Here is a 19,122-nt window from a genome sequence, read left to right as displayed (position 1 = left end):
GGCTAATGTTCCTGCTTGTCCGTACTGCCTTGCTCCTCTTTCATTTGCGTCAGCAGGCGCCACGCAAAAAAGCCCAGTACGGCCACGCCCAGCAGAAGCGCAGCCCATAGTGCGGCCAAGCGCCACGGCGCCCCGTCCTTGATGACGCGTGGAGGGGCTTCAGCGCCGGCATTGGTCTGGAGCGGGCCGGCGCTGGCCGTCTTGAGCGCCAGCAATTCGTCTGCCTTGAAGCCGGGCGCCACCTGCGACAGCGGCTGCGCGACGGCGGCGGCGTTGCTGTTGCCGAATGCCAGCTGGTAGGGCGGCTTGCCGCTGGCCAGGAAGACGACAGTGGCTGGTGTCCAGCCCAGGCGCAAGGCGGGCGCATTGCCGGTGGCGAGCGGGTGTTCCGTGGATGTCTGCAGCACCCATTCGCTGGTCTGCGTCACGGGCATGGCCAAGTCGCCCGAAATCCGTTCCTTGCCATCGAGGCCGATGCGGTAAAACGTCGTGCTCAGCAGGGGATCGAAATACGCGCCTTGCGCGGGACGCGCCTGCTGGCGCAGGTGCAGCCGGTGCCGGGGAACATAGCTGTTCTGGCGATACACGCCCAGGGTCACGGGCAGCACCGTATTGGTCTGCGTCAATTGCAGGGCGATGCTGTCGGCGGGAATGGCGAGGGGCGTGGCGTAGCGCCATTCATTCGCCTGCTTGCCAGGCAAGCCTTGCAGCACGACGCTGGCGCGCGGCGCGGCGATGTCCGTTTCGCTGACGGCTTGCGCCGTGATCGCGGCAAAGGCCAGCGGTTCGCCCGCTTGCCAGCTCAGGCGTGCATAGCGAAACGCGCGCGGCGCAAAGGCGATGCTGTCGTTGGCCAGGGTTTGCGTGTCGCTGTTGCTGAGCCAATTCAGGGTGGTGGTACCGATGGCGTCCCATTGCTTCAGGTCGTCGCTTACTTCCAGCAGCACTTGTGCACTGTAATTGTCCGTGCGGGCCGGCGGCGTGAAGCGCAGGGCGGAGATGCGCTTGTTTTGCCCTTGCTTGCCCAGGTCGAGGATCAGCGCCTGCAGCGCCGTCGTCGCCGCTGCCGTGCCGGCGCGCGTGCTGACCGACAGCAGCCGGCCATCGTCGGCCGTGCGGATATCGATGCCTTGCAAGCCATCGCCAGTTGCCGGCGTGCCCGTCACGGGGAAGATACGGGCTGGAATGTTCGTGCGCTGCGTGGCCGATTGCGCGGGCGGCGCGCCGATGGCATAGGCCAGGCGCTTGCCGTCGGCGTCGAACAGGCGCAGGTCGGCCAGGCTGGCCGAGCTGGCGTGCAGGTAGACTTCCCTGGGCAACGATAGCTGCACGATGCCCGCGCCGGCAGGCGACTGAATGGGCATGCTCCAGCGATAGTCCTGCGGCCGGTCCTGGCCAGGCGCGGCCAGCGCGGCGCCCGCCAGCAGCAGGCTGCAACAGATCAATATGGGTTTCATGCGGCTCCCGGATGCGGTTCGGCCGGCGCTGTCGCGGCAGCCTTGGGAAAAGGTGCCAGGTAGCCGATCAAGACCATCAGCAAGCCGACACCCACGAAAGAGATGATGCGTTCGATGCCGCCCACGTTCGACAGGTCGATCAGGAACAGTTTCAAGACAACCAATCCCAGCAGCACGGCGCCCATGCTCCATTGCTGGCGCCGCTGCTGGCGGGCCGCATGGCGCATCAGCAGCAGGGCCGTGACACTCCACACGAGCGACAGCATCGCTTGCACGAACTGCGAGGCCAGCATGGCGTCAAAGGTGTACGGCACGCCGAGGTAGTGCGAGACCGTGCGCAGCAGCATCAGGTTGAACCAGCCATACAGCAAGCACGCGGCCACGACGGGCAAGCGCGCCTGCCACAGGGGCGGCAGCGGGATCTGTCCGGCCGGGAATAAACGGTAGCTGGCAATGGCCAGCAGCACGGCAAAGCCCGTGCTCAGGTCCAGCGGATTGAGCAGCGGCAAGTAGGGAAGCGGTGCCATGGCGCCGTCGTCAAAGACGTTCCATGCGGCGATCAGCAGCAGCGACCACAGCGCGCCCAGCGGTATCAGGGTGCGCTGGTACCACGTGGCAATCGGCGCCACCGGCCAGGCGTTTGCTCGGCAGCGGCGGATCAGCCAGGCCAGTACCAGCATCATGGCCCAGGCCGGCAAGTAGCGGGCCCAGGCAGGGCTGACGCTGTCTTCATGCTGTGCCAGCCAGGCGCCGACGTGCATGGCGCCCACGGGCCACAGCATCAGCCATGGCGCGGCCGTGCGCAGCGTGTGCAGCAGGCGCAGCGCCCGCACGTCGAGTGGCCAGCCCGCTTGCAGCCAGGCCCGCAGCAGGTATTCGCCGGCCGCCAGCGCGCAGGCCAGCGCCAGCCAGCTCAAGCCCGTCGGCAGATAGTCGCGCAGGTACAGCGCCAGCAGCAGGTTGGCGCTCCACAGGCCCAGGCCGAGCCAGGCGGCCACGGTCAACCAGCGCAGTTGCGGCCAGTCCAGGCGCCGGGCCAGGATGGCTAACACGGGCGTCGTGACGGATACGGCAATCAGGTACAGCGCCAGCCAGTGCTCGCCCGCGTGCGGCTGCATGGTCAGGTCGCCGTCGATCAGGCGCAGCAGCCAGCTGACGAGCGGCACGAGGATGGCGGCAAACCACAGCAAGCCGCTCCAGACCAGCAGGGGGCGCGCCACTAGCGCCAGCAGTTCGTCGCCACCGCGCGCGCGCAGCGCAAGGAAACGGGCGCTGGCAAAGGCGCCGGCGCCCAGCAGCAGGGCGCTGAGGAAGGAACCGCCGAACAGGCTGGCCGGATGCTGGTCCCAGGCCCAGCTGGCGTGGCTGAGCATGACCATGCCGGCCAGTACCTGCACGGCCAGCAGCAGCGCGCGCGGCGCATGCCATTGCTCGCGCCGCGCCAGCGCCGCCAGCAGGGCCGCCACTGCCAGCGCGCTGATCGTCAGCAGGTTCAGTTGCGTGGCGGCGTCCGTGCGCAGCAGGATTTCGCTCCAGATACCGCCCAGCAGCCAGGCCGTGGCGGCCGTCAGGAACAGCACGGACATGCTGCTCATGAACTCCGGATGCAAGGGGCTGCCATGGCGGCGGAAATTGTAGGCCATCACCAGCGCGGCGGCGGCCAGCAGCGCGCAGCCGAGCCAGATGTTGGCCTGCAGGGCCAATGCCGTATTGAGTTGCTGCATGGCGATGAGGAAGGCAAGCCACGCGGCCCCCTGCACCAGCAGGCCGAAGGCCCAAGCCAGGGTCTGGCGCTGGCGCAAGCCGACCCAGACGATGCCCGCGCCTTCCAGCGCCCAGGCGGCCGACGTCCAGCGGCCATCGAGGGCGAACGGGATGGCCAGCGTGCCGAAGACGATGCCCAGCGCGAGGAAGGCTTCGGCCAGCAGTTTGAAGCCGTTCCTGCGCCACAGGGCCACGGCCAGCCCCGTGTACGTCAAACCGGCGACCAGGGCGGAAAACGCCAGGCCAAATTTAAAATTCCAGACCAGGCTGTATTGCAGGCCCATGGCGGCCAGCGGCGTGCCGAACACGAGCGTGCCATCCACGTAGTGCTTGAGGCGCGGCGCCTGGCGTGCGCAGTAGGCGATCGCGATGCCGATATAGAACAGCACGAACAGGATCAAAAACAGTTGCGTCGACAGGTAGTCGTCCGAGGTGTAGCGCAGCAGGCCCCAGGTGGTGGCGACGACGAAGGTGAAGCCAAAGCTCAGCACATTCAGGACGCGCCAGGCGCGTTTCAGGGCGATGGCGAAGACGCCCGCATTGAGCAGCGCGTAATAGCTGAACAGGCCGATATGGTTGCCGCTGCCCGTCGACACGAGCAAGGGCACGGCAAAGCCGCCGACGATGCCGAAGACGGCCAGCCAGACGGCGTTTTGCAGCACGGCCAGCAAACACGTGAACGCCGTCAGCACGAACAGCACGGCAAACGCCAGGCCGGCCGGGATCAGTTCATACAGGCGGAAGGCGCCAAACGTCACCAGCATCAATATCGCCAGCGCTGTGCCCTGCAGCGGCAGGCTGATGCCGGGACGCTTGACGCGGATGCGCCAGGCCCAGGCCAGCAGGGCGATGTCGGCCAGCGCGATGCCGGCCAGGCGCAGTTCGATGGGCAGCGTGACCTGCGCCGACACGTATTTGAGCAGGAAGCTGACGCCGAGGAAGAGGATCAGCAAACCCAGCTTGGCGACCAGATTGCCGGTAAACAGCCAGTTCTTCGCCTTGGCAAACAGGCCATCCGGGCGCGCGATCCAGGACGGGGTATTGGGAGCGGCGGGGACGGGTTTGGCGGGAGCCGGCGGCGCCGGCGGCGCAGGTTTGGGCGGGGCTGCCGCCGGCACTGCCGGCGCGGCCTTTGCCAGTTCGACCGGCTCGGTCATGGCCGCTTGCGGCACCGGCGTCGGCGCGGAAACAGGCACCGGCACCGGCACAACACTCTCTACGGCGGGCGGGGCAACTGGCGCGTCGGCCTGGCCTTCCAGCGCTTGCAGGCGCTGCTGGATGCCGCTGACTTCCTTGCGCAGGCGCGCCGTCAGCAGCTCCAGATCGGCCACCTTTCTGCGGTATTGCAATGCCAGCACGAAGACGGTAATCAGCAAGCCTAGGATGAACAGCGTGATCAATCCAAACATGGAGTAGCTTTCCTGGAAGGGCAGGGCGAAGGCGCCCGAAGTATGCGCACATTACCTTATTATCAAGAGACTGGCGATTTCTGTTGCGTCAGGGAAAGTGCCAGGGGCGGCATCAGGAAGACATGGCCAGCATGGCGTGGCAGGCTGTTTCCCGTATTGACGCCAAGCAATATGACGACATTCAGATTGTCGCGCGCAAGATAGTGCTGTATTTTAGCAATTCCTTAATTGCCGGTTCCCCATGCCATGAGTCAAAGCAGCCAGTTTTCCTTATTGTCGCAGCGCCGTTTCGGGCCCTTCTTCTGGACCCAGTTCTTTGGCGCCTTCAACGACAATCTGTTCAAGACGGCCCTGATGGTGATCCTCGCCTACGATGCGCTGAGCTGGACCACGCTCGACCCGTCCACCATCACGAATCTGATTCCCGGCCTGTTCATCCTGCCCTACGTCGTGTTTTCGGCCACGGCCGGCCAGCTGGCCGACAAGTTTGAAAAGGCGGGCCTGGCCCGTTTCGTGAAATGGATGGAACTGGCCATCATGGCCGTGGCCGCCGCCGGCTGGATGACGCACACGCTGTGGTTGCTGGTGGCGGCCGTCGTGGGCATGGGCGTGCATTCGACCCTGTTCGGTCCCGTCAAGTATGCGTATCTGCCGCAGCAGCTCAAACCCGAGGAATTGGTCGGTGGCAATGGCCTGATCGAGATGGGCACCTTTGTCGGCATCTTGTTGGGTGAAATCCTCGGCGCCGTGCTGATCGTGCACAAGCCGCTGGGTGTGGAACTGGTGGCCGGCGCGACGATCGCCGTGGCCGTGTTCGGCCTGATCGCCAGCTACCGCGTGCCGCGCACGCCCGCGCCCGAGCCGGACTTGAAGGTGAGTCTGAATTTTGTCGCCGAATCGTTGCGCAACCTAAATTTTTCGCGCAAGAACCGTCCCGTCTTCCTGGCCATGCTGGGCAACTCCTGGTTCTGGTTTTACGGCGCCCTGATCCTGGCCCAGTTCCCCGTGTATTCGAAGGATTTCCTGCATGGCGACCACAGCGTGTTCGTGCTGCTGCTGACCGTGTTTTCCGTCGGTATCGGCACGGGCTCCCTGTTGTGCGAGCGGCTGTCGGGCCACAAGATCGAGATCGGCCTGGTGCCGTTCGGCTCCATCGGCCTGTCGCTGTTCGGCATCGACCTGTATTTCGCCAGCAATGCGTATGTCAACACGCAGGTGGTCGACGCGCTGGCGTTTGTGGGCCAGGCGGGCGTGCCGCGCATCCTGATCGACATCGTCATGATCGGCGTGTTCGGCGGCTTTTTCATCGTGCCCCTGTTCGCGCTGATCCAGACCCGCTGCGACCCGAAACACATTTCGCGCACGATCGCCGGCATGAATATCCTGAACGCCCTGTTCATGGTGGCGGCCGCCGGCGTGGCCATCGTGCTGCTGGGACGAGGCTTCACCATACCCCAGCTGTTCCTCGTCACGGCGATTCTGAATGCGCTGGTGGCCGCCTACATCTTCTCGCTGGTGCCGGAATTCCTCATGCGCTTCCTGGCGTGGATACTCATCCAGACCGTGCACCGGGTCAAAGTCGTCGATGGCGAGCGCATCCCCGCGGAAGGCGCGGCCGTGCTGGTTTGCAACCACGTCAGCTATGTGGACGCCATCGTCATCATGGCGGCCAGCCCCCGTCCGATCCGCTTCGTCATGGACCACCGCATCTTCAAGATGCCGCTGATGGGCTGGATTTTCCGCACGGCCAAGGCGATTCCCATCGCGCCGGCCAAGGAAGATCCTTTCCTGATGGAAAAAGCCTTCATCGATATCGCGCAAGCGCTGCATCAAGGCGAACTCGTCTGCATTTTCCCCGAAGGCAAGTTGACCCGCACGGGCCAGATCAGCGAATTCAAGGGCGGCATCGCCAAGATCGTCGAGCGCAGCAAGGTGCCCGTGATTCCGCTGGCGCTGCGCGGCTTGTGGGGTCATCTGTTGAGCCATCGCAACGGCCATTTGTTCGAGCGCGCCTTCAAGGCGGGCTTGCGCTCGCGTCTGTCGCTGGCCGTGGGCATGCCCGTGGCGCCCGAGGCCGCCACGCCGGAACTGCTGCAGCAAAAGGTGCAGGAATTGCGCGGCAAGTGGAAGTAAGCGCTATGGCGTTTGCGTAGCCGTCCCTTCCTGCCGCGCCAGGTGCGCGCGCAGCAGGGCGGTGATGGCGTCGAAATCCACGGGTTTCGTCAGGTGATGGTCGAAACCGGCTTGCTCGGTGCGCGCGCGCGCCTCGCCCTGGCCCCAGCCAGTCAAGGCGATCATCAGCACGTCGCGCCCGTGCGCGCGCTGGCGGATCTGGCGCGCCGCCTCGTAGCCATCCATGTCCGGCATGCCCAGATCCATCACCACCAGTTGCGGCCACGCCATCTCCACGGCTGCCAGCGCCTGCGCGCCGCCATACGCGACCTGGGCCGCATAGCCCTCGAGCTGGAACAGGCTTTGCAGGGAATCGGCCGCGTCGCGGTTGTCGTCCACCACCAGCACTGGCACGGGCTGGCCCGCGCCGGCGGGCGTGCCGCTTCTGGCGGCGGACGGCGTGGCGGGTGCGGGACCGCCGGCGCTGGCCGGCAGGGTGACGATGAAGCGGCTGCCACGTCCGGGGCCGTCGCTGTAGGCCTCGATGCTGCCGCCATGCATTTCGGCAAATTGGCGCGCCAGGCTCAGGCCGATGCCCAGGCCGCTGGTCATCTGGCCCGCCACCGTGCGTCCCTGTTCAAACATGGAAAAGATGCGCGCGATGGCGTCCGGGTCGATGCCGATGCCATTGTCTTCGATCATCACCTGCAACTGGCCCTGCGCCAGGCGTGCCGTAATGTGGATGAGCCCGCCGTCCGGCGTGAATTTCACGGCATTCGAGACGATATTGGCAAAGACCTGCACCACCCGGGCATAGTCGGCGTGCAATGTCACGGCATGCGGCGGTAGATCGACGGTGATGCGGATGTGCCGGCTGCTGGCCGCAGGCAGGCATAGTTCGATGACATGCTCGAGCACTTGCTGTAACTCAAACTCCTTGCGCTGCAGCAGGACCTTGCCGCTGCTGATGCGCGCCACGTCGAGCAAGTCGTCCACCAGCCGTGTCAGGTGCGTCACCTGGCGCTCGATCACGGCGCTCACCTTGCCGACCTGCGCCGATGCCGGAAACAGGTGCTTGAGCAGGGTCACCGACGACTTGATGGGCGCCAGCGGATTGCGCAGTTCATGGCCGAGGCTGGCAATGAATTCGTCCTTGCGCCGCTGCGTCTCGCGCAACTGGTACTGGCGCTGGCGCGCGCGCAGCATGGCGTGCGCCGAGGTGATCAGGGTCAGGATGTGCACGGGGCGTTCCAGCAGGGTCAGGTTGCCCAGGGTGGAAATAGCTTGCCGCACGGGCAGGGAATCGAGTCCCGCGTGCGTCAGCAGGATGATGGGCAAGTCGGACCAGTCCGGCTGCTGCCGGGCATAGGCGTCGAGCACGGTGTACACGCCAGCATGCAGCGCCTCTTCCACCGTCAGCACGCCGCCGGCGCCCAGCGCCAGCTGCTCGGCCAGTTCGCCTGGCGAGCGGCAGGCGTGGCTGGCGATGGCGCTGCCCGCCAATACCGTGCCGGCCAGGGCGGCATCCTGGCCGGCAGGCGCGTAGATCAGGATGCGCAGCTCCATGGTAGTCCTAAGGGAAAGGCGTGCCGCCGATGGTGGGCAAGCCCGACAGGATGCCATGAAAGCCGGCCAGGGCCGGGCCGATGCGGATGCCCTGCGGGCTGATCTCGAAACGGCGGATGGTGCGCTCGTGCGCGCTGTCGCGTTTCTTGAAGACGGAAATGGCTTGCCGCACCTCGCCTTCCGTTTCGTAGTAGCGCAGCATGATGACGCTGTCGGCCAGGTAGCTGGCGTCGGCCGCCGTCGTCATCGAGGTGCCCAGCATGTTTTGCTGCACGCCGACGAGCAGGGTGGCCACGCCGTGCTGGCTCAGGTAATTGAGCAGTTCATGCAGGTAGGTGCTCTGGAAGCGTTCATCGGGCACCGCATGCATGTAGCCATTCAGGCTATCGATGACGATCACCCTGGCGCCCCGCTGCGCCGCGTCGACCACGGCCTGGGCGAATTCGCCCGGTGTCATCTCGGCCGGATCGATCTGCTGTGCGCTCAGCAAACCCGTGTCGAGCGCCTCCTGCAGGCGCATGCCCACGCTGTCGGCCCGGTTCAGGAGCTTGCTGCGCGCTTCCTCGAACAGGAACATGGCGCACGGTTCGCCGCGCGTTGTTGCCGCGTGTACGAATTGCGCCGCCAGGGTGGACTTGCCGCTGCCGGCGGGGCCGGAAAGGAGCGTGCTCATGCCTTCTTCCAGGCCGCCGCCTATCATGGCGTCGAGTTCAGGCACGCCGCTCGACAGGCGCCGATGGCCGCCATCGCGGCGTGTGTCGGCCGCCACCAGACGGGGATAGACGACCAGGCCGTCACGGGCGATCTTGTAGTCGTGCGTGCCGCTGCGAAACGCCACGCCCCGGTATTTCACCACCCGCACGCGGCGCCGGTCATTGCCATAGTCCTGGTTTTGCAGCTCCAGCGAGATCACGCAATGGGCCACGCTACGCACTTGCAAGCCGTCGTCCAGCGCGGAGCGGTCGTCGATCAGCACGGTGGTGCAGTGCCGGCTGGCCAGGTATTGTTTCAACGCCACGACCTGGCGCCGGTAGCGCAAGGGGTTTTCCGCCAGCAGCTGCAGTTCGGACAGCGAATCGAGCACGAGGCGGGCCGGACGGTGCTTTTCGATGGCGGCCAGGATACGCTGGTTGGTCGAGGCCAGTTCGATTTCCGACGGGTGGAAGATCGTGTACTGGCGCTCGGGATCGAGTATGTCGTCGCTGGGCGCCACTTCTTCGATGGCGATGCCGGCCAGGTCCCAGCCGTGCGACAGGGCCGCGGCGCGCAGCTCGATTTCCGATTCGGCCAGGGCGATATACAGCACGGGCGTGCCCTTGCGCGCCCCTTCGGCCAGAAACTGCAGCGCCAGCGTGGTCTTGCCTGTGCCTGGCACGCCTTCGAGCAGGTACAGGCGCTCGGGCAGCAGGCCGCCCGTCAGTATGGTGTCGAGACCGGGGATGCCCGTCGACAGCAGTGGCGGCGCGTCCAGGCCGCCCGCGCCATCGTCTTGCGCCGTTCCTTGCGCCTGTGCTGTCGTCATCGCGTCCTCGCTTCGCCACGCTGTGGTCAATATATTAGCGCGTCCGCTGCGGCATGTCTTTTCGATACCATTGGTAAATAATCACGGGCGCCATGCAAGCCGGGGCCGGCAGTGTTGCACACTTGTCGTCAGGCTCAGCAAAGAAATCTTGACCCTGCTAAAGTATTGATTCAATCCAACTCTCCCGCTTTGCCGTTTTGCCGCCGCCGGCCTGAATTTCCGATGGATCCTGCTGGTGCGCACCTGCTGTTGTTGTCGCCATTTAATTGCATCATTAGCAACAAAAAACGCTTAAAGGTTACTTTGTTTCAATTGTAACGCTGCTTGACGATTTTAGAATGATCGTTCATTCTTTGATCTGCGTTAATAAATTTAGTCATTTCTAACGACACTAGCCAGCTTCTTTTTCAGAAAGTCCAAGATGCAACCAACCTTTTCCCTGACGTCGCCGCGTACGAGCGGCGCTATTGCCGTTCTGTGCGCCACTGTAATCATGGCCGGCTGCAGTAAAAAACAGGAAGCACCTCACGCGCAGCAAGCGCCGCAGGTGGTCGTGTTTACTGTTAATCCGGCCGCGTTGCCGATGAGCGCCGAATTGCCCGGCCGCACGAATGCCTATCAGGTCGCCGATGTGCGCCCGCAAGTGGGCGGCTTGATCCAGAAGCGCCTGTTCGTCGAGGGTAGCGATGTGAAAGCGGGCACGGCCCTGTATCAGATCGATTCCGCTACTTACCAAGCCGCCGCCAATTCGGCCAAGGCTGCCCTGTCGAAAGCCAAGGCCAACCTGCTGACGGCCGGTCCGAAAGCGTCGCGCTACAAGGAGCTGGTGACCATCGAAGGCGTCAGCCGTCAAGAGTATGATGATGCCGTCGCCGCGTTCGAGCAAGCGAAGGCAGACGTCGAGTCCGCCACTGCGGCGCTGGAATCGGCGAACATCAACCTGCGCTACAGCACCGTGACGGCGCCGATCAGCGGCCGCACCAGCCGCTCGACCGTGACGGCCGGCGCGCTGGTGACGGCAGGCCAGGCCGAAGCGCTGACCACCGTGCAGCAACTCGATCCGATCTATGTCGACGTGACCCAGTCGAGCACCGACCTGCTGCGCCTGAAACGCCAGATGGCCGACGGCTCACTGAAGAAAGTGGGCGAAGGCCAGGCCAAGGTCGACCTGATCCTGCCGGACGGCAGCAAGTACGGCGCATCGGGCAAGCTGCAGTTTGCCGGCGTGACGGTCGATCCGACCACCGGCAACGTGATCTTGCGCGCGCTGTTCCCGAACCCGAAAGGCGAATTGCTGCCAGGTATGTACGTGCGTGCGCAGCTGGAAACGGGCGTCGATGAGAAAGCCATTACCGTGCCGCAAGTGGGCGTGACGCGCAACCAGAAGGGCCAGGCCACGGCCCTGATCCTGAACAAGGAAAACAAGGTCGAGCAGCGCGTGCTGACCACCAGCGGCACCATCGGCACCAACTGGCTGGTGACGTCCGGCCTGGCCGCAGGCGACCGCGTGATCGTGGAAGGCTTGCAAAAAGTCAAGCCAGGCGCGCCAGCCGTTGCCGTGCCGGCCAAGGCCGAAGCTGCTCCTGCGCCCGCGCCCGCCGCTGCCGCTTCTGCCGCCGCATCGGCTGCCAGCGCCCACTAATTCAGGAGAATATTAATGGCCCGTTTTTTCATTGACCGCCCGATTTTTGCCTGGGTGGTCGCGATCGTCATCATGCTTGCCGGCGTGATTTCGATCCTCAGCCTGCCGATCGCGCAGTACCCGAGCATCGCTCCGCCGTCGATTTCGATCAGCGGCTCCTACCCTGGCGCCTCCGCCAAGACCGTGGAAGATGCGGTCACCCAGGTCATCGAACAAAAGATGAAGGGTATCGACGGCTTGCGCTACATGTCCTCGTCGAGCGATGCGACTGGCGGCATCAGCATCACCTTGACGTTTACCAGCGGCACCAATCCCGACATCGCCCAGGTGCAGGTACAGAACAAGCTGCAGCTGGCCACGCCGCTGCTGCCGACGGCTGTCACGCAACAGGGTCTTGTCGTGTCGAAAGCCACGAAGAACTTCCTGATGGTGTTCGGCTTCATTTCCGAAAACGGCAAGATGGACCAGACCGACTTGAGCGACTATGTGGCCGCCAACGTCGTCGATCCGCTGAGCCGTGTTGCCGGCGTGGGCGATGTAACCCTGTTCGGTTCGCAGTACGCCATGCGTATCTGGCTCGACCCGGCCAAGCTGCAAAGTTTTAACCTGACCCCGGCGGACGTGATCACGGCCGTGCAGGCGCAGAATGCGGAAGTGTCGGCCGGTGAACTGGGCGGCACTCCGTCCGTCAAGGGCCAGCAGCTGAACGCGACCGTGTCGGCGCAAAGCCGTTTGCAAACGGTGGAGCAGTTCGGCGCCATCTTGCTGAAAACCACGACCAACGGTGCCATGGTGTACCTGAAGGATGTGGCCAGCATGGAACTGGGCCGCGAGAACTACAACACCGTGGCCCGCTACAATGGCCATGCGGCCACCGGCGTGGCGATCAAGCTGGCGACGGGCGCCAACGCGCTCGATACGGCCAATGCGGCGAAAGCCATGCTGGGCAACCTGAGCAAGCAATTCCCTGAAGGCATGAGCTACCAGGTGGCGTTCGACACCACTCCGTTCGTGAAACTGTCCATCGAAGAAGTGGTGAAAACCCTGGTCGAAGCCGTCATCCTGGTATTCCTGGTGATGTATCTGTTCCTGCAAAACTTCCGCGCCACCCTGATCCCGACCATGGCCGTGCCGGTCGTGCTGCTCGGTACCTTCGGCATCCTGAATGCTTTCGGCTATTCGATCAATACGCTCACCATGTTCGCCATGGTGCTGGCCATCGGCCTGCTGGTCGACGATGCGATCGTGGTGGTGGAAAACGTCGAGCGCGTGATGAGCGAAGAGGGCTTGTCGCCGCTGGAAGCGACGCGCAAGTCCATGACGCAGATCACGGGCGCGCTGGTCGGTATCGCCATGGTGCTGTCCGCCGTGTTCGTGCCGATGGCTTTCTTCGGCGGTTCCACGGGCGTGATTTACCGCCAGTTCTCGATCACGATCGTGTCGTCGATGGTGCTGTCCGTCGTCGTCGCGCTGGTGTTTACGCCAGCCTTGTGCGCCACCCTGTTGAAACCGGTCGAGAAGGGCCATCACGCGACGAACAAGGGTTTCTTCGGCTGGTTCAACCGCAGCTTCGACCGCAGCAGCAACAAGTACCAGGGCTGGGTCGGCGCCATGATCACGCACCGTTTCCGCTCGATGCTGCTGTACGTGCTGCTGCTGGCTGGCCTGGTGTTCATCTTCATGCGCCTGCCGACCTCCTTCCTGCCGGAAGAAGACCAGGGCATCCTGTTTACGCAGATTCAATTGCCGACGGGCGCCACGCAAGAGCGCACCCTGAAGGTGATCGAACAGGTCGAAGACCACTTCATGAACAGCGAGAAAGACAACGTCGCTTCCGTGTTTGCCGTCGCCGGTTTCAGCTTCGGCGGTAACGGCCAGAATACGGGTATCGCTTTCGTGCGCCTGAAAGACTGGTCGCTGCGCAAGGACGTGGCGCAAAAAGCGCCAGCCGTGGCCGGCCGCGCCATGGGCAAGTTGTTGCAGATCAAGGATGCGATGGTGTTTACGTTCGCCCCGCCTGCCGTGCTGGAACTGGGTAACGCCACCGGTTTCGACATGCAGCTGCAGGATATCGGCGGTGTCGGCCATGACGCCCTGATGGCGGCGCGTAACCAGTTGCTGGGCATGGCGTCGCAAAACCCGGCCATGGTGGGCGTGCGCCCGAACGGCCAGGAAGATACGCCGCAATACAAGATCGACATCGACCAGCAGAAAGCCACCGCGCTGGGCTTGCAGATATCGGAAATCAACCGCGTGCTGAGCGTGGGCTGGGGTAGCTCGTATGTGAACGACTTCCTCGACCGTGGCCGCGTGAAGAAAGTGTTCATGCAAGGCAATGCCGAATCGCGCATGCTGCCGGAAGACTTGAACAAGTGGTTCGTGCGCAACACGGCTGGCCAGATGGTGCCGTTCTCCGCCTTTGCCACCGGCAAGTGGATTTACGCGTCGCCACGCCTGGAACGCTACAACGGCTTGCCGTCGGTAGAGATCCTCGGTACGCCGGCACCGGGCCAGAGCACGGGCGCCGCCATGAACGCGATGGAAGAGATGGTGGCGAAGCTGCCGCCTGGCATCGGCTTCAGCTGGACCGGCGTGTCGCTGGAAGAGCGCGAATCCGGTTCGCAGACGCCGCAGCTGTACGCGCTGTCGCTGCTGATCGTCTTCCTGTGTCTGGCTGCGCTGTATGAAAGCTGGTCGATTCCATTCTCGGTGCTGCTGGTCGTGCCGCTGGGCGTGATCGGCGCCGTGCTCGGCACGTGGCTGTTCGGCCTGTCGAACGACGTGTACTTCCAGGTGGGCTTGCTCACGGTGGTGGGTCTGTCGGCGAAGAACGCCATTCTGATCGTGGAATTTGCCAAGGAAATGCAGGAATCGGGCATGTCGCTGCTGGACGCGACCTTGCACGCGGTGCGTCTGCGTCTGCGTCCGATTCTGATGACCTCGATTGCCTTCGGCCTGGGCGTGTTGCCGCTGGCCATTTCCAGCGGCGCCGGTTCCGGCAGCCAGAACGCCATCGGTATCGGCGTGCTGGGCGGTATGTTGACGGCCACGTTCCTCGGTATCTTCTTCGTGCCGGTGTTCTTCGTGCTGGTGCGCGGCTTCTTCTCGAAGCCGGACGCGCCCGCCACGCCGGCGACGCCTGGTTCGCCAGCCGTCACGCTTTCCAAGGATGCACATTAATATGAAAAAATCACTACTCTCCATGGCGGCACTGGCCTTGCTGGCCGGTTGCAGCCTGGCTCCCACGTACGAGCGTCCGGCAGCGCCGGCGCCGACGGCGTGGCCGACGGGCCCTTCCTACAAGGCCGACACGGCCGCCGCCGACGCCAAGCCGGTGGCGGACGTCGCCTGGCGCGAGTTCTTTGCCGATGCGCGCCTGCGCCAGGTACTGGAACTGGCCCTGGCCAACAACCGCGACCTGCGCGTCTCGATCCTGAACATCGAGAAGGCGCGCGCCACGTACGGCATCGAACGCGCCGCCCTGATCCCGACCCTGTCGGCCTCGGGCGGCCAGTCGGCCACGCGCATTTCGAAAAACGCCAGCCCGACGGGCGAAGCGTCCATCAACCGCCAGTACACGGCGAACCTGGGCGTATCGGCCTACGAGCTGGACTTCTTCGGCCGCGTGCGCAGCCTGTCCGACAGCGCGCTGGAACAATACCTGGGCACGGAAGAAGCACGCCGTGCACAGCAGATCAGCCTGGTGGCCGAAGTGGCCAGCACCTATCTGAACCTGGTGGCCGACCAGCAGCGCCTGCGCGTGGCGCAGGACACCTTGAAGAGCCAGCAGTCGTCGTATGACCTGGCCGTGCGCCGCTTCAGCGCGGGCGCCACCTCGGGCCTGGACAAGTACGATGCCCAGACCAGCGTCGAGTCGGCCCGTTCCGACGTGGCTGTCTACACGAGCCAGGTGGCGCTGGACCAGAACGCGCTGGTCTTGCTGGTGGGCGGCCCCGTGCCGGCCGACTTGCTGCCACCAGCCGAGTTCGGCACCGTGACGGCGCTGACGGACATTCCGTCCGGCGTGCCGTCGGACGTGCTGCAACGCCGTCCCGACGTGCTGGCGGCGGAGCGCACCTTGCGCGCCGCCAACGCCAACATCGGCGCGGCGCGCGCGGCTTTCTTCCCGCGCATTTCGCTGACGGCCACGGCCGGTTCGGTCAGCGACAACCTGTCGGGCCTGTTCAAGGCGGGCAGCGGCACGTGGAGTTTCTTGCCGCAGATCAGCTTGCCGATCTTCGATGGCGGCGTGAACCGCGCCAACCTCGATATCGCCAAGGTACAGCGTGAAATCTCCGTGGCGCAATACGAAAAGGCGATCCAGGTCGCCTTCCGCGAAGTGTCCGATGCGCTGGCCCAGCGCGGCACCATCGACGAGCGCCTGCAGTCGCAGGTCTCGCTGGTCGAGGCGTCGACGAAGAGCTACACCATCCACGATGCGCGCTACAAGCAGGGCGTCGAGTCCTACCTGAACGCCCTGGTGGCCCAGCGCGCGCTGTACACGGCGCAGCAAAGCCTGATCACGGCGCGCCTGGCAAAATCGACCAACCTGGTCACCTTGTACAAGGTGCTGGGCGGCGGTTGGCAGCCTGAGCAGACAGCCGTCGCGGCGGCTGGCGGCGCCCAATAATCACGGGGACGCCGACGCCGGCCTTGCCCGCAAGGGCAGGGCCGGCGCGCTACTGGAAAAGTCATGAACCAAGTTGAAAAGAAGCATCCGGATCCCGAGCGCGCCAACACGCGGCGCAAGCAGGTGCTCGACGCGGCCGAAAGCTGCTTCAGCCGCCGCGGTTTCCACGGCGCCAGCATGGCCGAGATATCGAAGGCGGCCGGCATGAGCGCGGGCCACATCTATAATTATTTTGACAGCAAGGATGCGATCATCGCCGCCTTCGTCATGCAGAATACGGAGCGCGTCTCCAATTTGATGCAGGACCTGGCGCAGCGCGAAGACCCGCTGCAGGCCGTGATCGACAATGCGGGCGAGCATGTGCTCGAAGCGCTGGACCCGACCACGTGGATGATGCCGCTGGAAATCTTTGCCGAAGCGTCGCGCAATCCGGCGATCGCGGAAATGCTGCAATGCTCGGACCGGCGTTCGCGCCAGTTATTTCTCTCCATCATCCGGGATGCGCGCATCAAGCGCGGCTTGCCGGCCGACGAGGAAATGTTGCAGGGGCGCCTCGATGCCCTGGTGGCGCTGTATCAGGGCTTGCCCGTGCGCTTCATTCACCATCCGGACGTGAAGGTCGAACCGCTGATCGCGGGCTTTCGCATCGTCCTGACGGCGCTGCTGCTGAGCGAATAGCGCGCTTGAGCGGGACATGCAAAAAAGTTTGCGCAGATCGACATGAATCGCGCGCAAAAGCATGGCAAAAACCTAAAAGCGTCTGCTATAATTCCCACCTCGTCGGGGCGTAGCGCAGCCTGGTAGCGTACATGCATGGGGTGCATGGGGTCGGAAGTTCGAATCTTCTCGCCCCGACCATTAGATTCAAAGACTTAGGCCACTCTTCGGAGTGGCCTTTTTCTTGGGGGTGAGTTTTTACCCCTACAATTACCCCTACGAAAACATGGGCTTGTTTGCAATCATTTGGCATCGGTTGAAACCGGTTATCCCTGCTGACGATTCCTTCCCCGGGTGGCGTGGTAATCTCCTATTTTTAGAGCGCGCTCGAGTAAGCGGCCCGGGCGAGCATCTGTTTTTTTGGGGGGCGCCAAATGCAATATTGGGTGGTGCATGATTGTATGCCCACAGCCAGCGGGCTGCAGAATTCTGGATAAACAGGTGGTGGGCCAGCCAGTCGGCAGCACGGTCGCTTTTCTATTTTGGATTTCCCTAGACGAAACTATAATGGACCACCTCCACTATACGGCCTCTCGTGAACGACCTGCAATTCGCCACCGCCATTTCGCCCCAGATCGGCGACTTCTACGCCCAAGCAAAAGCCTATCGCACGCTCGTGCCGGGCGGCTCGCTGGTTTTTACTCGCTCTGTCGGGGCAGAGTGCTGTGATCTCATCGCGGAGCTCAACTCCTGTGTCTTGAAGCACCGCGAAACCATCGACTCGCGCATCACTGAGCTGAGTTATTTGGGACTGATTGACGGAACGGCGAAGCACCTGCTCCACTCAATTCGCGTCGCTGGCAACCAGGGCGCACATCCCGAAGACTCCAAAGTAGCCACAGAACGCTTGCCGGAAATGGCCCTAGTGGCGCTGGAGAACTGCCGTAACCTCTTTAAGTGGCTCTGGCGGATTGCGCGGCCTAGCGAGGAAATACCCCACGTCGAGGTATCCGACGACGATCCCGGCCTGCGCCAGCAAATGTGCCAGCGTGCAGCGCTCGATGGCGACGCCGAAGCGCAGCACATGCTGTGGAAAATCATGAACAGCAAAGCTGCGGCAATATACTCGAGGACTAGGAATGAGGCGATCGCAAACAATGGTGGCATGATAGGCGGACCAGAATTTGCTAAGGCCGTCGAGCATTCCTCCTTTTGGAGTAAACAGGCGGCGGAATCCCGGTATCCGCCGGCAATGTATCAGCGCGGAATAGAGCTTGCTAGGAATGACGACAAAGACGTTTCGGCTAAAGGCGTCGTGATAGTGCGTGCGGCCGCGGATCTAGGCGAGCCAGATTCTATGGCCTTAGTCGGCTGTTGGCATGCGCGGGGGCAAATGGGTTTGGAGTTGAATTACGGTAAAGCACGGGCCCTTTTCGAGGCTGTAGGCAGTCATCCAATCGCGCTGGCCGAGCTTGGCCGCCTCTATCTTGAGGGCCTTGGCGTTGATCGCGACGAAGGGAAAGCACTCGAACTCACATTGCAGTCGGCCGATGCAGGCTTCGCTGATGGGCAGTTCGCGGCGTTTAAAATGATTGCCAGCGGCCAAGGTTGCTTGGTCGACGAAAATGGGTCGCTGAAATGGCTTCGTTTGGCAGCGGATCAAGGTCATCTTAAGGCTTTGATTACCCTCGCGCGCATACTTCGGATGCTTCGACGCGCCGGGTCGCCTGACGCAGGCAGCTTTGAAGAGATCGATGAATTGATCCGTCGAGCTATGCCTGACCTGAATGAAGTGAAGCTGGAGATGGTGGAGCTACTGCTAGAGCGCGGTAGCGCCAGCGATGTAGTCAACGCTGCCTCACTGTTACAACAGTGCTACCAGACGGCTGTCGAGGAAGGCAGCGAGGCCGTTGCGCACATGTGCGTTGAAATTGCCCCCCGCATTAACGAAAAACTTGAATTGTCGATTTTGAAAATTGAGTTTAACCCTAGCGTCGATGAATATACCAAACGCAGGGTCCGCTGGGTTGCGCAACTTTTCGACGAGCGCGGGCTGCCGCGATCCGAGAGTATCCTGCCAGAGCCGTCGATGCTGGATAGGTTCGAGTCGGATGTGACATTCGACAGAGTAAAGTTGAATCGATTCATCGAGCTCTCGGGACTTACAGGCAACATGCGCAGTGGGGACAGTCAGCTTGCGGGTGCCAAGAAGGTGCAAACTACCCAGAAACCAGCTAAAGCGCGGCCCAACGATCGGTGCCCCTGCGGTAGCGGCAAGAAGTTTAAGCTCTGCCACGGCAAAACCTGAACGAAAGCGGCTGCAGGTTGAATTAACCTACGCCGACCGATGTTAAGCCTGGGGC

10 protein-coding genes and 1 tRNA gene are annotated in these 19,122 nt (G+C 63.4%); 7 read left to right on the top strand and 4 right to left on the bottom strand.

Going from position 1 to position 19,122, the window contains the following annotated elements:
• Positions 1-2 precede the first annotated feature (2 nt).
• Together AC1RBA_RS08415 and AC1RBA_RS08410 are read right to left on the bottom strand one after the other, a co-directional pair.
• Positions 3-1,457, bottom strand: coding sequence for a DUF3999 family protein (locus AC1RBA_RS08415; protein ID WP_492417627.1), 1,455 nt, complete (start codon positions 1,455-1,457; stop codon positions 3-5).
• Complete coding sequence (locus tag AC1RBA_RS08410) at positions 1,454-4,630, bottom strand: DUF2339 domain-containing protein (protein WP_492417625.1); 3,177 nt, start codon at positions 4,628-4,630, stop codon at positions 1,454-1,456. Before AC1RBA_RS08410 ends, AC1RBA_RS08415 begins: the two co-directional genes overlap by 4 nt.
• Positions 4,631-4,876: 246 nt before the next feature.
• Here AC1RBA_RS08410 and AC1RBA_RS08405 point away from each other — a divergent pair, with 246 nt between their 5' ends.
• A complete protein-coding gene (locus AC1RBA_RS08405; RefSeq protein ID WP_492417623.1) occupies positions 4,877-6,763 on the top strand; it encodes an MFS transporter in 1,887 nt (628 codons plus the stop codon).
• Positions 6,764-6,766: 3 nt separating this feature from the next.
• Here the strand turns inward: AC1RBA_RS08405 and AC1RBA_RS08400 are convergent, their stop codons facing one another.
• Both AC1RBA_RS08400 and AC1RBA_RS08395 read right to left on the bottom strand, forming a co-directional pair.
• Positions 6,767-8,308: a hybrid sensor histidine kinase/response regulator gene (locus tag AC1RBA_RS08400; protein WP_492417621.1), complete on the bottom strand. Its 1,542-nt coding sequence runs from the start codon at positions 8,306-8,308 to the stop codon at positions 6,767-6,769.
• A 7-nt stretch (positions 8,309-8,315) separates the two neighbouring features.
• Entirely contained in the window at positions 8,316-9,830 is a 1,515-nt protein-coding gene (locus AC1RBA_RS08395) for an ATPase domain-containing protein (protein ID WP_083293422.1), read from the bottom strand.
• Between the two features lie 421 nt (positions 9,831-10,251).
• Here AC1RBA_RS08395 and AC1RBA_RS08390 point away from each other — a divergent pair, with 421 nt between their 5' ends.
• The 6 genes from AC1RBA_RS08390 (at position 10,252) to AC1RBA_RS08365 (ending at position 19,067) form a co-directional block, all read left to right on the top strand.
• A complete protein-coding gene (locus AC1RBA_RS08390) occupies positions 10,252-11,472 on the top strand; it encodes an efflux RND transporter periplasmic adaptor subunit (RefSeq protein ID WP_492417619.1) in 1,221 nt (406 codons plus the stop codon).
• 15 nt (positions 11,473-11,487) lie between these two features.
• Complete coding sequence (locus AC1RBA_RS08385) at positions 11,488-14,652, top strand: efflux RND transporter permease subunit (RefSeq protein ID WP_070219160.1); 3,165 nt, start codon at positions 11,488-11,490, stop codon at positions 14,650-14,652.
• Between the two features lies 1 nt (position 14,653).
• The gene (gene adeC / locus AC1RBA_RS08380; protein ID WP_492417617.1) at positions 14,654-16,102 is read left to right on the top strand and encodes an AdeC/AdeK/OprM family multidrug efflux complex outer membrane factor; all 1,449 of its coding nucleotides are present in this window, start codon (positions 14,654-14,656) and stop codon (positions 16,100-16,102) included.
• Positions 16,103-16,165: 63 nt separating this feature from the next.
• Entirely contained in the window at positions 16,166-16,780 is a 615-nt protein-coding gene (locus tag AC1RBA_RS08375; RefSeq protein WP_070219162.1) for a TetR/AcrR family transcriptional regulator, read from the top strand.
• A gap of 103 nt (positions 16,781-16,883) precedes the next feature.
• Positions 16,884-16,960 (top strand) — tRNA-Pro (locus AC1RBA_RS08370).
• Positions 16,961-17,354: 394 nt separating this feature from the next.
• The gene (locus AC1RBA_RS08365) at positions 17,355-19,067 is read left to right on the top strand and encodes an SEC-C metal-binding domain-containing protein (RefSeq protein ID WP_492417615.1); all 1,713 of its coding nucleotides are present in this window, start codon (positions 17,355-17,357) and stop codon (positions 19,065-19,067) included.
• Positions 19,068-19,122 lie beyond the last annotated feature (55 nt).

The sequence above is a fragment of the Janthinobacterium sp. GW823-FHT03B06 genome (assembly GCF_058796955.1).
Note: the sequence above shows the minus strand (reverse complement) of the source record. Positions and strands in the feature narration are given on the sequence as shown.